At 31.3% G+C, this 16,306-nt stretch carries 12 protein-coding genes and 1 pseudogene; 6 read left to right on the forward strand and 7 right to left on the reverse strand.

Annotation, left to right across the window (positions count from 1 at the left end; all coding sequences use genetic code 11):
* Positions 1 to 160: 160 nt before the first annotated feature.
* The gene (locus AC0NJG_RS26050; RefSeq protein WP_088058156.1) at positions 161 to 793 is read left to right on the forward strand and encodes a hypothetical protein; all 633 of its coding nucleotides are present in this window, start codon (positions 161 to 163) and stop codon (positions 791 to 793) included.
* Between the two features lie 120 nt (positions 794 to 913).
* Here AC0NJG_RS26050 and AC0NJG_RS26055 read toward each other — a convergent pair whose 3' ends face one another.
* A complete protein-coding gene (locus tag AC0NJG_RS26055; protein WP_474063603.1) occupies positions 914 to 1,510 on the reverse strand; it encodes a hypothetical protein in 597 nt (198 codons plus the stop codon).
* Between the two features lie 314 nt (positions 1,511 to 1,824).
* Positions 1,825 to 2,031: a hypothetical protein gene (locus AC0NJG_RS26060; RefSeq protein WP_474063604.1), complete on the reverse strand. Its 207-nt coding sequence runs from the start codon at positions 2,029 to 2,031 to the stop codon at positions 1,825 to 1,827.
* Between the two features lie 489 nt (positions 2,032 to 2,520).
* Between AC0NJG_RS26060 and AC0NJG_RS26065 the strand changes: the two genes are divergently transcribed.
* Positions 2,521 to 2,859, forward strand: a complete 339-nt coding sequence (locus AC0NJG_RS26065; RefSeq protein ID WP_474063605.1) for a hypothetical protein — start codon at positions 2,521 to 2,523, stop codon at positions 2,857 to 2,859.
* A 142-nt stretch (positions 2,860 to 3,001) separates the two neighbouring features.
* Here AC0NJG_RS26065 and AC0NJG_RS26070 read toward each other — a convergent pair whose 3' ends face one another.
* The gene (locus tag AC0NJG_RS26070) at positions 3,002 to 3,211 is read right to left on the reverse strand and encodes a helix-turn-helix domain-containing protein (protein WP_085450962.1); all 210 of its coding nucleotides are present in this window, start codon (positions 3,209 to 3,211) and stop codon (positions 3,002 to 3,004) included.
* A gap of 498 nt (positions 3,212 to 3,709) precedes the next feature.
* Complete coding sequence (locus tag AC0NJG_RS26075; RefSeq protein ID WP_474063606.1) at positions 3,710 to 4,687, reverse strand: DNA cytosine methyltransferase; 978 nt, start codon at positions 4,685 to 4,687, stop codon at positions 3,710 to 3,712.
* A 201-nt stretch (positions 4,688 to 4,888) separates the two neighbouring features.
* Between AC0NJG_RS26075 and AC0NJG_RS26080 the strand changes: the two genes are divergently transcribed.
* Positions 4,889 to 5,104, forward strand: coding sequence for a helix-turn-helix domain-containing protein (locus tag AC0NJG_RS26080; RefSeq protein ID WP_144488483.1), 216 nt, complete (start codon positions 4,889 to 4,891; stop codon positions 5,102 to 5,104).
* A gap of 19 nt (positions 5,105 to 5,123) precedes the next feature.
* Complete coding sequence (locus AC0NJG_RS26085) at positions 5,124 to 6,281, forward strand: NgoFVII family restriction endonuclease (RefSeq protein ID WP_474063607.1); 1,158 nt, start codon at positions 5,124 to 5,126, stop codon at positions 6,279 to 6,281.
* Between the two features lie 786 nt (positions 6,282 to 7,067).
* Here AC0NJG_RS26085 and AC0NJG_RS26090 read toward each other — a convergent pair.
* From AC0NJG_RS26090 to AC0NJG_RS26100, 3 genes and pseudogenes are all read right to left on the reverse strand, one after another.
* On the reverse strand, positions 7,068 to 9,734 hold the full coding sequence (locus AC0NJG_RS26090) for a hypothetical protein (RefSeq protein ID WP_474063608.1): 2,667 nt from the start codon (positions 9,732 to 9,734) through the stop codon (positions 7,068 to 7,070).
* 11 nt (positions 9,735 to 9,745) lie between these two features.
* The gene (locus AC0NJG_RS26095) at positions 9,746 to 12,841 is read right to left on the reverse strand and encodes a UvrD-helicase domain-containing protein (RefSeq protein ID WP_474063609.1); all 3,096 of its coding nucleotides are present in this window, start codon (positions 12,839 to 12,841) and stop codon (positions 9,746 to 9,748) included.
* A 226-nt stretch (positions 12,842 to 13,067) separates the two neighbouring features.
* Positions 13,068 to 13,576: pseudogene (locus AC0NJG_RS26100) on the reverse strand (IS6 family transposase); the annotation flags it as partial.
* Between the two features lie 218 nt (positions 13,577 to 13,794).
* On the opposite strand from AC0NJG_RS26100, the gene AC0NJG_RS26105 reads away from it, so the two are divergent.
* Complete coding sequence (locus tag AC0NJG_RS26105) at positions 13,795 to 14,775, forward strand: hypothetical protein (protein WP_474063610.1); 981 nt, start codon at positions 13,795 to 13,797, stop codon at positions 14,773 to 14,775.
* A 5-nt stretch (positions 14,776 to 14,780) separates the two neighbouring features.
* Positions 14,781 to 16,304: a DISARM anti-phage system protein DrmE domain-containing protein gene (locus AC0NJG_RS26110; protein ID WP_166689405.1), complete on the forward strand. Its 1,524-nt coding sequence runs from the start codon at positions 14,781 to 14,783 to the stop codon at positions 16,302 to 16,304.
* Positions 16,305 to 16,306: the final 2 nt, after the last annotated feature.

The following is a 16,306-nucleotide window of genomic DNA, read 5'->3' on the forward strand; positions in this document are numbered from 1 at the left end:
GTCAAAATTCACGATTTATATCTTGTATCAATAAAAACAGTTAATATGTAAGAGGAGATACCCAGCGAATTCTATTTAGTGTGTAATAGTAATAAAACATTGATATTATTAAAATAATATATTAATATATATAATTATTAATTGCATAAGAGGTGCATCTATGGAAAGAGAAATATGTTTCAATAATATTTGTGAGGGGAAACCTTTAGTAGGAAAATTGTATAATGTTAGGAAAGAATACTATAGATTAAGTAGTCCATATTTTGATCTAGAACAACTTCCAAATTTTTTAAATATTATCTTAAGTATAGTATTTATATTTATAGTGTTTATTCCCTTTGCATTAGTTTTTAGTATAATTCCAGAGTATTTTGCAATAATACGATTTATATTTGTATGGATCAGTTTTGGTGGTTCAATATATTTAGGGGCAAGATTGTATACCGAGGTAATTTATAGATTAAATAGGATACAAATAAATAAAAGAGTTGAAAAAAATAATCATACATTGACGAATCTAATACTAGCTGAGAAACAATTAGTAGAACAATTAGATATATTAAAGATACCAGTAGATTATCGTTATCCATATGCAATTAGTAGGTTTGAGAATTATCTTTCTAATTATAGAGCAGATAACTATAAAGATTGCGTGAATATATTTGAGCAAGAAAGACATAATGAAAGAAAAATAGATGAATTAAGAACGATTCAGGAATTACAAAGAGTTACTAATCATAAAATAGATGAAGGAAATACTATTGGTTTAATAAACCTTATAAAAAATAGATAATATGTAATTGTAAATCTTTCAAAGTAGATAAAAATATTATTTGGTAGTTGTATAGAAAAACAGTGGAAAGGCGTATCTAATAAATAAGATACGCCTTTTTCATGTTAAAATTTTAATTATTTATTGAGCACGTCTTTTGTTTTTTAGTTTAGTTATTTTTGTTTTTATTGCTAATAAGAATCCATGTTTATGGCGAATCCTATATATACGTCTAGTTTTTATTTCTTCCTTTTTTAAAACAATTATTTGATTTTCTGAAGAGTTTCTATCTATATTGATTTCCTCAAAACGAGGGTAAGTATAAGCTAAAATCTCGCTTCGGTTCAGGCTTTTAATTAGATACGCTTTAGTTTGATCAGGGAGTATAATATAATATGCATCCTTCCCAAGAGGGTCAGAAAAGAAGGGGTATCCTACTTGAAAAACAACAAATATGCTTAATAATAGAGACATAAGAAGTAATGCTACAATCTCTTCAGATTTTCCATGGGTAATTGAAATGTTCGAACCGAAACTTAAATACCAAATTGAGAGGGGGGTAGTAACAATTGCGAAAAAAATTAAACGCACTATATTAATCATAAGATTCTTTTCTTGTGAAAAGAAAATTTTTTCAAATCCAGTTGCTTTCATCATGACGCATGTTTTTAAAAAGAGTGAGACAGCTCCAACTACAAATGAAAGTTTTAAGGCTTCAAATATTTGAGATAAATCCAATTAAACAACCTCCGTATTTTTAATAATGTATTATTAAGTTTAACAAATTTACTATTGAAGTTGAATATTTGTATGTTTAAATTTAATAGGGAAGCTTTTTGATAAACATAATAATTATCAAAATGAAAAAGAACATAGGGAAGCAAAAAGTGTAGTATGAATAATGAACTAGGGTAAGGAGTTTTAATTATAAAGGAATAATGTTTTCAATAAAAAATGAATTAAGGAGGATACAATATGATTTCTGTTATTGTAAATTATATTAAAGAGAAAAGTAATTTGCTATATACTATAGCAGTAATAGGAGTAGTTTTTTATTTTAATTTCTCGTATTCTTCTTCCATTTCTCTTTTATATTGACTGTATAAAAAATCTTCTTCTGTTACTTCACCAGTCCTAACCAATTGACGTTTCATCTTTAAAAAAACTTCTTCACCATAATGTACTTTTCTGGCATCATCACATGACTTCCCGTTAATACCTTGCCAAAAAGCAAACGGATTGTTATGATTACTAATCATTTCTCGAGCCTATCTTTATCATATTCAATCGAATACTCTTTTTAGCTTTTATACCCTTCAATTAAAATTGGTGTCATACAAATAAATATAGTGAATAATATCAAGCTCTTTCTTGTAAAAAATTATTTTGTAGTATGGATAAAAAAGCTCTTTAATTATACGAATTAAACTTAATGTTGAATAATCTAGAATAATTGAAAATTTAGGTTTGAATTTAGCAAAACGACTTTCTTTATATTTCCTATACCTCATATAAACTTCTTTAAATATTCTTTTAATTGTTATAACAATATAATATGATTTTAATGATAAATTATAATGTTTTCGAATAAGTTATATTTTCACATACCTTATTTGTTTTTAGAAGTAGGAGAATGAAACTTAATTTTATTCCATATTTTTTATTTTATTTGTATACTAAAAATAGATACATTTTAATATGTATATTCAACGATTAAAGGAAAAAATTATTAATAGGGGGAATTGTTCGTGCAAATAACTACAAAGCGTTTTAAGAATGAAACTTATGAATGTCATGAATGCAGAAAAGAAATTGGAGGGGGGGACGTTAACAGAGAAACTTGGGAATGTGATGATTGCGGTAGAAAAGTATTGATCGATATAGGTAAAAATAATGGGGATTTAGTAAGGTTAACTCCTAGTGAAGTGACAGAGACTGATAGTGTTCTTTTACAAAGTGATGGGGAGTTTCATCAGTTAAAAGGAATCACTATTAGAAATGAAAAATATTATTTTGGTGTTGCTGGCTTTAGAATGGTAGAGGTCGAAGCAGATGAATTTGTAAATGTTATGTGGAGAGATCACTAAATTTTAGAGAAGAACAAATAGTACTAAAAGAGGTTGTGGCATTTATTTGCTACACCTTTTTTATTTTAATAATTTCACATATCATAGTTTTTATCTAATTTTAATCTGTATTTAAAATGCGTGATTTCTATTAATTTATTGATTAAAGATTTCGAAATAGTTCTTCTAAAGTGACTTCTAATCCATTTGTTATTTTATGTAAGCTTTTTATTGAAACGTTTTTTTCTCCACGCTCAATAGCGCCTATGTGGTTTGTGTGCATATTCGATAGTTCTCCTAGGCGCTCTTGACTTAATTTTTTATCTTTTCTTAGTAATCGAATGCGTTTCCCCAATTTTTTTGTGATTTCCATATTTTCACCACACTATAATTAATATTATTTAAGAGATTTGTTGAAAAATTTTATTATTATGTATAACAAATACAGAGTTGCGTAATATTCAAGAGCTAAATTATTTTCTATGCCTGGGTTTGAAATACTTAGTTAGGAGTAATTTTTAGTTTTGTATACCCATTTAAAGAACATTATAGCTAAAAATAATATTATAATTAAATTTTATATATTTTGCATTTAATTACTAAATGATTGACGAATTTTTAAATAGTATTCCGGGGAAAATAGTATTTAAAATATTAAGCCATGAGTTTTGAACTCGATTTTATTTTTGGTTTGATTTGTTTAAAATAATATTGTTTAAACAAATCAAACCAAGAATTCGTACTAAAATAAGTTATGTCTAATTCAATATTATAATTGCAAATGTTTATCAGATTAGACTTTATAAAAAGTGCTGGGGGGTTCTTTTATTCCAAAATTACTTATTCATCTTAAGAAGATAATAGGTGTTTTTTACTCATTAGAAACGGCTTGACCATTGAGAACCTTAATTATGTTATTGGCAATTCGCTTGATTACAGGCACAGAAACAGAATTTCCTGCTTGTTTGTATAAATGACTATTCGCCATTTTTTCAGGGATACGATAATCATTTGGAAAACCTTGTAACAGTAAACATTCCCTAGGTGTTAGTTTTCTGATGCCTCCATTGTAATCAAGGATAAGGGGGACATTATGACCACCAGTACCCATGTTTGCTGTTAATGTAGGACAAACATTACTTTTGTTTTCTCGGACATATACCCTTCTTAATTGATAAGTCGTATCATGACTAATCATGGCATCGCTCAACATTTCATAATACTGTGAAGATTCATTGTAATAGAATTTATCATCTAGTTTGTTTTCGCGATCGATTATAGTATTAAGTTTATTAGTTAAAGGAATTGGTCCAGGGAATTCAAAAGCATCTGCTTGTTTCTTGTCTAAAAATCCTACTACATAAATTCTTTCTCTGTTTTGGGGAACATTACCATACTCCATTGAATTTAATACTTTATATTTAATTGTATACCCTTTATCTTCTAAATTTTTCTTTATTATTTTAAAAGTATTTCCTTTATCATGACCAACTAAATTCTTTACATTCTCTAACATTATTGCTTTAGGCTTTTCTTTTTGCGCCTCTATTACTTCGATTACTTGGAAGAAAAGGTTTCCTCTATCATCCTCAAACCCTTTTCGATATCCAGCTACTGAAAAAGCTTGGCAGGGGAAACCAGCTATTAAGATATCCAATTGAGGGATAGTGGTCTTGTCTACTTTTGTAATATCTCCCTCTAATAAGTAGCTATCTCCAAAGTTTTCTCTATATGTTATACAAGCATTCTTATCGATTTCACTTGCCCAAATAATTTTTGCTCCTGCTTCTTTAAAACCTAAGCATGTTCCTCCAATGCCAGCAAACATACTTCCTACTCTATATGTCATTTTCAATTACCTCCTACGAACATTAGTTGCCCTAATGTATTGATATTTTATCACAGAATACTTCGGAATCAAACAAAAGAATCAAATTTTCAAATGTAATGTTTTTGCTGAAAGTTAATTTTTTGTGTTGACTCTTAGCAAACTTGGGACTGTTTTTTGTTTCTTGGGTGATACTATGATTTCAAAAGGAGTTGGTTTATTTTGGTTATATTTTTAGGGGATAGGATACAAAATGCTCGAGAGAAAAAAGGGTTAAATTCAAAACAAGCATCTACCTTATGTAATGTTTCTCCTAGTATGTGGTCACTTTATGAAAGTAACAAGAGAATGCCCTCTGCAGAAGTATTAAAGCATATTGCGGAAAAATTAGAAGTTTCAGCTGACTACTTATTAGGTTTAAAGGATGAAATGAAATAAAATAATGGGGGAAATAAAAATGCTATTTAATAAACAAGCTATAGAAAATCAAAATTTGTATAAACAAATGCTAAAGTCTGCTGGTGCATTGTCTAATCTTTTTTCAGATAATTCTTCACCATATATTGTTTCAAGAAATGTAGAAAACGCATATTGTGAAGCGTTTGGTGCGGATAATTTAGGTAGATCAGATTGTTCTGCAGATGCTTCTTTAGATGGTATAGGAGTGGGTTTAAAGACTTTCATACATGGTAATGGAAAAACACTACAAAAAATAGCTGAATTTAATAAGGACGCAGTGCTATATCGCAATAAACAACCAAAGGAACTTATCTATACAGTTGCAACTTTACGTAATGAACGTATTGAATTTACAATGCGTACATACGGATTACATTCTATGATTTATCATTGCGTAACAAGAAAACCTGGGGAAATTCTTATTTTTGAATCGCCAATGGATAAGGTTGATATTCCGAATATCAGAAACATTAATATAAATAATAAAAACACTATTACTTTTGAAGACGGTATTAACGAATATAGTTTTAATTTAGCAAAAAGTACTCTTTATAAACGTTTTATTACTGAAACTCCATTAGCAAAAATTAAAGTAAACATTCTTGAACAACCATATTTAGTATTAGCTAAACTGAATGAAGTGATAGATGTAAAGGAAGAAAAAAAATCTGAATCAAAACAAAAACACATATCTGATAATTTTGTCATTTTGCCACTGTATTCTGATCGAGGAAACAAGCGACATGTACCTGAGAAAAGTGGATTAAATCAATGGAATGCGAGTGGTAGAAAGCGTCATCATGATGAAGTTTATATTCCTATTCCAAAATGGATTCATGATATTTTTCCTAATTTCTTTCCTGAACGAGACGAGAAATTTCAATTAAGACTACCTGACAAAGTACTTTTATCTGCAAAAGTATGTCAAGATAATAATAAAGCTCTTATGTCAAATCCTAATCGTGATTTAGGTGAATGGATGTTACGGAAAGTACTTAACTTAAAAGAAAAAGAATTATTGACCTATGAACAACTTCAGGTGCTTGGAATTGATTCAGTTATAGTATACAAGCATTCACAAAAACATTTCTCTATTGATTTTTGTGAAATAGGAAGTTATGATGAATTTCAATCGGAAACTCAATTAAGAAAATGACCTCTATTGGGGTCTTTTTTTGCTTGTTTTTTAACAATGTGTATTATATTGATATAATGACAATGATGGTAACATTTGAAAGCTAAATTTTTGTTTGAATAAAACAGGTCCACTAATAAAAACAGATAGATGGGAAAAACATAGTGACATTAAGAGTTTACCGTGCGCAAATGACTGGAAAGTATTGTATATGTAAGTATATAGGGATGTGGTGTCTAGGAAGGTTGCTAATGATTTGGTTATAAAAATAGAATATTTAATTAATAAGATTGACAAAACTATTGCAAGTTATCTTGCTTTGAAATCTTAATAAAAAAATTATTTCCACGAGTGGGTGTCGTGGAAATGGATGGGAAATTAAAGGTGTTACAGGAAAGGTATCAGATGTTAAGATTGGGATCCTTAAAGCCACAGCTAATCGAAAACATATGTTGTTTTATAGCATAAAGTACTTTTTATACTGGCTTCTACTTCAAAGAGAAGTAGGCCTTTTTTGTATTCAATATATAGTGAAAATTAGACTAGTTTGTATCAAAATAGAACTTCCTCGTTTTTGCACTCAAATGTGGAATTCTTTTTTATAATAGTTTATTAATATTCTGGAAAACTTAATATTACCGTTTGTAAAATTAATGTCATTCCACATGAAATCAAAATTTCTATTTTTAGACCTATATATGTCAGGTAATGAGTGTTCACGTAATCCAGGTCAAAGGGTCTCAAGTTTTATTGGTCACTCATCCAGTACAGGATATCAACCTAAATTACGTCATAAAAAGTTTATTTTTAGGGCATATGTAGTTGTGATTCTTCACATACAAGTTGGAATGAACAGTATTTACAATTATCACCAGGACGTGCAAATGAGACATCTTTTACATTATATTCTCGCTTATTCGTTAATTCCCCCTTAGAAGCAGAACCAAATAAATTCAATCTCATGCGGATATCATGATATTTCCATCTGTTAATCCATGTGAATTGTTGAGTAATTTTATCAGGATTCTTTGTTGCATATTCAATTGCCGCTGTTTGATATACAATTTTTTTTGTTTCCGACCAGTGGGGGAACCAACTCCGGTACTGCTCAAACATATCTTGGCGGTTTTGCTCCTTTGCATAGACTTGATTATACCCAATAAGTTGCTGGAATAAAAAGGGCTCATGGAATCCATCATAAAAAGTTGGGCGACGATCAATTAAAAAGGAGTATACAAAGCGTTTTGGGCAACGATTAAATACTTGTGCTGGTAGCATTTCGTATTGTCTCTCATTAAATCCAATCGTCTCTTCTACGTATGTCGGTTTTTTTTCTTTTTGTATAAGTCTATTTACCTGTTGTTGAGAGCCTTTAATGAGTGTTAAAAAGTTTAAGTAGAAGCAGCGCTTTAAATGCTTTCGTTCATTAAGACGGCGAACGATAGAGAAATTCAATTTAACCGCATTCGACATAATAAGATAAAATTGATAGCAAGCGATTTCAACTTCGAGCTCTTTTCGCATCTGTAACTGATGTAAATACACATTGTCTTGGCAAAGTAAATCGAAGGAATCCCTTGACAGTGGCCAAATATTAAGCGGTTGCGATGTTGGGAATGCTTCGTTATCCATCAAGCTAAAATGAATTACACGGTTGTCATCAAATTGTAAGCCGTCACTATTTAATAGGGAGTTAATCGTTTCAATCGTGCTAGGTTCTACATGACCGTATAGTTCAGCTTCATACTCATCTTCTAAGTCTGCACCTTGCGCTAAAAAATAGCGTAACCCCCGCATTAAGTCCTTGCGGTCTAATCGATCTAGCGTATCGTCTTTTAATTCTTCTAGTGCTGATAAAATATTTTTTGCAATTTCTTTATCGAGATTGTCTGATAGAGATGGTACAATATCTTTTGTCACGTGAGCTTCTAGCATATCAACGTAATGTGAAATATTAATTTCTGTACCGTTAAAGAGCAAGTTGAATAATTGCTCGATTTTGAATATACCTTTTTTTATAAAATTCAAGTCCTCTTCTGAGCTATAAAAATAGCCTATTACTTCATGATAAAATGAATACAAGCGATGCTCATCGTTATCATATGAGCGTCGGTGTGCAAATTGCTCCTCGGCTTGTTGCTTTGTCGCAATGAGAGTGTCAATGCATGTTATCCACTCGTTAAAGGTCGTAAAACTTTTTGTAATTTCCTGTAGAAAATCTAACGTACGCATTGCTGTTTGTGCATTAATCCCATCTACGAATAAATAGCCTGAATTGAAAATTTCACGTAGCAATATATGTGTGACATTTTCGATGTCATTGTATTGTGCGGTTTTAACGTTAAATTTACGCTTGTTAATAAGATGGATATTAACTAAAAAGGCACCTAATGGATGTTCAGATAACCTTTTATAATTAGCTTGTTCAATTGGCGATAAAAAGTCACGAACTTCCATAGTGCGTGGTGAAACATAGCGTTCATCATTATTTTGAGTATAACGCCTAAATTGCTGAAGCGTGTTAAATTCGAAATAGTTTATTTTTCTTATGTCTTGTTCGTCGGTTATCATTTTTGTTGCTGTGAAGGAACCATTAATGGCACATAGGAATTCCTTTGCATGATAGTTAACTGTATACGGATAAGGCATTGCACGTTTGAACCCGAGTTGCTGAATGTTTAAAAATTGTTCAATCGTTCGGAAGCCATGCTTATAAATGGGTTGATAGTTAACGACATGAATAATATCGAATTTCTCGCTTAACAAGTCGAATAAGCGCTTCTGAATTGGTACAAGGAAGTAGAAGCCATGTAATACAAGTTGGCTTTTTCCCCCCTGTGTAATGCGTGTATGGACGATGTCATGTACAGAATGTCCATACGGAATATTGGTATTTATGCGTTTTTGATCGTCTACAATAATGTCTTCAAATAATTTTTTGAGTGTAGCTCGAAATTCGCGTTTTGGTGATTTGCTTAAGCTTTCAAACCATACATGAATATTAGAGTAAGAAGAATTTTGCTCCACTGCTCGCCATAACTCTAAAAAGACACGTTCCTGTTCAGTTACAGTTTGTAACATGTCACGTACTGTCGTACTTGTGTAGCCGCTTTCGCTTAATAGTCTAATTGTTTTCAATAAAAGTTCTTGGTTTTTATCGATGGCTGCAAATAAGTCAGCATCAAAGGATGGATTTTGCTCATTAAAACGGCGTAATTCTTTTGAGAGTAATGTATATTGTTTTAAGTTTGTTTTTCCTTTAGACCAGTCACCACCAATGTATTTCATTAACTCAGCAAAGGATATAATAGGTCCTGTAAACCAACGATTCAGCCCACTATTACTTTTCATCATTCCTGCTTTTAGCGAGTTAGTGGCTGTAATGTGAATAGCATCTTTATAAGCAGAAAATGCACTATTTTGATGAAAAAGCTCTTCAGCATTTGTATAAATTAAATTTTTATATCCAGACACATGTATTCTCCTTACATAAGTAATAGTTCTCCCCAAGTATTTGGGTTGTTCGCACTCTCTTGCGCATCTTCCAATTCGTAAATTTTTAATGATTGCTCTGCACGTGTCATCGCTACATATAATATGCGAGCTTCTTCACGGCGCTGTTCTTCATTTTCTTGGCTACGTAACGCGTGATAATTAGATGAGATATCTTCAAATTCGCTAGGCTCATCATAATATTTCCAACCAAATTTCAACTCATCTTTTTCTCCAATTTGGACGATAATATCTTTTTTTATGGCATCATTTTTGAGAATGAAGGCATTGTTCGGATAGGTAATCAGCACAGTGTGAAACTGAAGACCCTTTGATTTATGGACGGTCATGACCCGTACAAAATTATCGTCAAAGGCTGATTCTTCAATTTCTGCTTCATCACTTTCACGGTTCGTTAAAATTTGTAGCTTCAACCAATCATATACTTGAATTAAGGTTGCATTATTACTGAACTTTGCATAAATGTCGGTAATGATTTTTTCCAGATTCAGTTCATATTTTAAAATTTCAATCTCATTAAAACCAATCTCATCTAAATTAGTTATGTAATCACTTTGTTCTAAAAATTCCTGTACAATTGGTAAAATTGGCTTTTCCTTCATTAATTCAAGTGCTATATGCCACGCTTCAGGTAATTTAAAAGAAAAATTATCAGCGCTAATAAAGCTACTTGGTTTTTTTTGACGGGAATTTTGATAGCGCTCTTCTACTGTAAAATGAATTGGTTCTTCTTTTACACAAAAAGCTGTTTCACTCAATGAAAATAATGCTTGGTTACGCATAATGTGGTCACTTTTTGCATAAAGCCATGAATGTAGTAAAATGCCTAAATCACGTGCTGATTTTGAGATATATAACGTTCCTTCTGTGCGCACTTCATATTGTGGAGCGTTATCCAAATCACTTAGCATTTTACCAATTGCAAGTGCTTCATGATTGTTGCGTACTAATACAGCTAAGACATGCGGTGTTTCCTTTTTAGAGGGCATGAGCGCATAATCTTCAAGTAAATATTCAATTTTAAATTCGTCTGTATATAATTTGAATATCTGATCCTCATCCATAAAGTTGTCTTGACGCGAATACATCGGTTGTTCATTTCGTGGTAATAATTCCTTTTCACGCCAACGCCCAAAAATATTTTCCATTTCTTCTATTAATTTTTTTGATGAACGGAAGTTTTCGATTAAATGATAGGTATGAAGCTTTTGGCACTGGAGTTCTTCTAAATAATCATCTAATACTGAGAATGCTGTAGAGTCAGCTCCGCGAAAGCGGTAAACACTTTGCTTTGTGTCACCAACTACAGTTAAGTGCAAATTCGCCTTTGCAGCAACCGTTGCGATAAATTGAATTTGCGCGATATCAGTGTCCTGAAATTCATCCACAAGTAAGTATTTATAATGTTGATTTAATTCATGTAATGGTACATTTCGATCAATAAGTAACTTTAAAAAGCGGGTTAAATCGGCAACTGTTAGAAAATCCTCGTCGAATTTTAATGCTGTAAACTGCTCTTCAGCCGCTTTTAAAATGTTCGTTATAGCAATCTTTAACGTATCGTCTTGAGGATTAAGCCCTAAATATTGCGTTAATTCTTGCTCGACAATGCCCTTTTGATTGAATTTATCCCAGATATTTTCAAGGAAACGAATAATTTTATGATAATCTAAACGACCAAATGGATTAATTGAATGTCCTGAAAGCGTCGCGTCAAGAGAATGCTCTAAAATTTCTCGACGTTTAACAACCATTTCGGTAATATCGATTGTGGCTGATAAACCGATATAATGCGAGAATTGCTTTAAAATATCTTTTGCAAACGTTGGGATTGTTACAATTTTCATAAAGTTAATTTGCTGCAAGTATTCATAATGCGCCTCACTACCAGTTGTACGATACAGTTTTTCTAATCGTTCTTCTAAAGCCTCTTTCATATTGCTTGCTGCTTCGTTTGTGAAGGTAATCATTACGATTTCATGCAAGCTGTTAATTTGCTTAGTGAATAGTAGATATAAAATGCGCGATACGAGCGTTGTCGTTTTCCCGCTACCTGCCCCTGCATTTACAGCAATATTGAAGGTTGGATTAGCATGTTCAATTTTGTATTGATAGAAATTAAAGCGTTTAAAATGATTACTATATTTCTTTAAATAACATAAGCCGTCTGCTCTTTTTAAGCGTTTTCCATTTAGTGTGAAGTTTTTTCCATCGATCGCAGTAAATGTGTCACCAGATTTTTTTCGATAAAGAGCGAATACTTTTTTTCCTTGTTTGCGTAGCATGTTAATATATTGTTCGATATGATCAAAGCGTAATCCGATATAAACATATGAATATTGCACATCTATAGCGTCAATTGTAGTGTCATTTTGTATTGTTACATCTGGTAATAATGTAAAAACATCAGTTGGTTCGTCTTTCATTAATTCCTCAGGAGGAATGTTCGGAGTATCACTTAAATACTCTGCAAAAAATTGCCCATCTTGCTTTCCATATAAATTAAATCTTGAGCCATCGACACCTGTAATAATACTTTTACGTTCTGGATGATCACGTAGATTATATAGTTTTAACTCATAACCAAGTTGTAATTTCTCAATTGATTTTTCTTTTGATAAACGATAATTTTCATCACCACTAAACAATTGAATGCCGAGCATTTTGCCATTTTTACGAATTAATAAATCTGTTTTTGCTTCTAAGTCATATGTGTAGCTCATTTTCACATCATCGAACAAGCCAGACTCTTTTAATATAAAATAAAAATGTAGTTCAGAAACTAACGCTTTATAGGCCGTATTCGAGTGATATTGCAGTGCGACTCTATTAGCCGAGCGTGTTAAATATTTTTTTACGTAGTGTTCCTCAAATTCCTCGACCGTCGGCAAGCGTTTAATTTTTACAATTAATTCATACAATTCTTTATTGAAAAGAGGTAAATTACGCGCATACACTCCACGCTTATTAAAAGGATATTCGACTTGACGATAGGAATGGGTAAGTATAAGTTCAATTTTTTTTGATGATTGTAAATGTGTAAAAACATCCTGAAAATTAAAAAACATAAATATGCCACCTTATTAATGTAAATTCAAAAAAGATTTATATGTAACCAAAGAATTAAAACCGAATATTAAAATTATACTATTTATTGATTTGAATTAAAACATACTAATACATCCGTATTTTATCAAATTAGTAAACAAGGTGAGGATTTCTTGAGGGGGATGTATTTGGTTCTTTTGCAAGGTTTTTAAATAGACAAAACAAGCCCCCTTTGGGATATAGAATTCATGCGCTTGCGAGTAATTTCTGTAATTTATTGTATGTTGAAAAAAAGAAGTTTGCCTGTTGCGAACTTCTTTTTCGTTTATATATGGCATGAATCGTTTCGATGCCTTTAATTGTACGTGAAGAATGACGAAGATTTTGAAATCCTGCGGATTTGGCAAAGCGACGTTTCACATGTCTTCCTGTTGGATGAGATTATTGAAACGATTAACGGTGCAATGTTTCGTACGCACATAAAAATCTTTATGTTTCAGTTTTGTGAGCGTATAAAGTAGGGCAGGAGCCTTGTCTGTTATGAGAACCGTTGGTGCTCCAAAAGCTTTCACTAATCTTTTCATAAACATATAGGCGGCTTGATGACCTCTGGTTTTACGGAGTTGAATATCCAAGGTGTACCCTTCTCAATCAATCGCACGATACTGATAACACCACTCTCCGTTGAACTTGATGTAGGTCTCATCTAAATGTCATACGAAATGTGCTGATTTATTTTTCTTCTTCCAAATTTCACTTAGAAAAATTTGCAACAGAACCCATACCATCTTGTAAAAAAGTTGATCGGAAAGTTATTATCCAAGGATAATCTATTTTCAATGTGTCAAACGTACTATATATATTGTTGGGAAAGGAATAAATATGGAAAATGATAAATTTTTTGTCAAATGATGTGATAAAATTACTCGTATAAGATAATGAACTATTTTGGGTTATGAAAGTGGTGAATCGAATGACCATTAAGAATTTAAAAGTTCTTAGTAGAAGGGGCCCCATAGATATACCTGATTGGATCAATTTTGCATTCGAATTAGGTGCTTATATAAATGACCATGGAATTAAGTATAAAAAGTCTATTAACCTCATACTATCTCTTCCCAGTGAACAGTTCTTTTCATTATTAATTGCAATGGGAATAGTAGACAAAACGTTTTCTAAAAATAAACAAATGCGGTCTATAAGAAAAGCAGTAATTAATTTAGAAAAGGGTAGCCGAATTATTTATCAGGATGAACAATCTGCGAGAAAAGCATCAGTTATCTCTGTAGAACCTAGCCCTGTTTTTGAAAACGAAATGATACTTAAGATAAAAGACGGAAAGATTGAAAGAGGAATTCCTGAAAGATATTGGATTGATAGAGTTATTCTTTTAAATGAAGAATTTGATGAAATTAAAAGAACACGAAAGGTAAGTAAAAAGCAACAGGTAGGTCTAGATAATAGTCGATTGTTGAGGGTTTTGTATACATCAGACCAATTAAATAAAGTTGAGTTTTATCCGGGAGAATCATTTTATTTGGTTGGAAATACGGGTCAAATCAATGAATTTATGGATAATGAAATTTTTATTTATGAGGGTGTAAAGGGAACAATAAAAGATTTTCTTTATTTTGATAACAGTAATAGTTATACAAACGGGAAATTCTTTTCAGCTCAGATGAAAAGAATTGACGTAGAAATTAATGATGAAGTTCCAGTTATTTATTCGGATCTATTTAGTTTTATTAAACAAGACAAGCAATTCACTAAAAACCCTAAAATTATTTTATCAAGCAGAACTGACAACGAAAATCGACTGCATGAGGTGAAGGAAGAATTAAGAAGAGAATTATTGCAGGGTGACCAAAAAATAGTTACTGAAGAAGTTGTCTACTATTTAAATTCCAATGAGGTTCAAATACCAATTGGAATTGAGTTCCTTGCTTGGAGGTAATGGTGATGAACTTTAATAATTTATTAGACTTATATAGTTTGGGTGAAAAGACTATTTTATTTAAGCATGTGGAAAGTAATGAATTATTGCCATTTGCTAACAGCATTGAAAAGTTTAGATTAGAGATTCAAAATAAATATGAGAATGACGATCATCTGTTAGAAGTTCTGAACCTGCTAAAGAAAGTGTTTTTTAGGTTATCAAGTAGTTTACTTCCGTATAATACAGTAATTAACAAGGATATTGAAGACCAGATCGTTTCAAACTTTATTCAGATTAAAAAGGGTTATCCTGAATTATTCACAAATGTTGTATTACAAATAGCAAAATCATTTAAGCAAGTGATAGAAAGTACAAATAATAATTTGTATGATTACCTATGCAATTATATTAATAGCAGGGCGAAAACAGGTTTAAAAATAGCAATTGTTACAAAAAGGGCAATAACAATTGAGGAAAGATTTTTAATCAAAGATGGGTTGAAATCATTCTTAAAGGAAAGTTTTTTTACTGAGAACAGTTTTAGGAAAGATATTGAGACCTTTGATGAAGTTGTTTTTGTAGGTAATGCCACCTATTTTGGCGAGTATGTTAAAAATACTTTTAAAGGTAAGACTGTTGCTTTTATATCCTATGATGTTTTTACCAATTCCATAAGCCCCAACAAGATATTTGAGGATATAGACAAGAAAGGTGTGTATAGCACAATATTTGATAATATTTCCTTTGGAGAGCCAATACAAAAGAAAAGTAATATTACTTTAGAACAAGCAGAGTTGTTAAATACAGCAGTAAGTAAGTTCCTAGAGGAACAGAAAAGTACATTAGAGGTGAACTCTCAGGATGCTGTTGAAGCGAGCGTAGTTTATCTGGAGAATGATCGTTTCTTATTTGTACCAAAAGATTCAAAAATCCGAGTTTTTTCCCCTAATGAAAAAAGTAATTTTATCAAACAACTTAATTTTAAGGATATAGAAGAAGATGACTTTATTGTAATTAGAAATGATAGAGATACCAAATTAATTGCGGAAGTTGCTGACCATGATGTTCTAAAGAAAAATGCTGAGAAATATCGCCTTCTTCAAAATAAATGGAAGGAAAAATTACGCTTTAATGTAAAGAAAAAAGGAATTAGGAAAGTAAGTGCAATATTGATTAACAAATATAATATTAACACTGCTTCTATGGCATCATTAAGGTCATGGTGTAATGAAGATTCAATTTGCCCAACTGAACTTCCGAAAATACTGAAGGCATTAAAGTATGATGATGAAATATTAAAAGAAATATATAATACTATGAAGATTATCCAACTTGCCCATAGAAAAGCAGGAAGAATTATTTCTGAAAAATTAATGAGCGAACTTTCAAATGATATCTTAAAAGAATTACAAGAAAAAGGCTACTACACGTTTATGTCAAAAGAGTTTAATGGGGCTTCTTTTAATATTGAAAGAATTGTATCAATAGATCGTTCAAGACATTTAATAGCACCATACAACCTTATGAAGCCAATGAATATAGATTAGTA

This window comes from Bacillus sp. SSR7 (assembly GCF_055902415.1).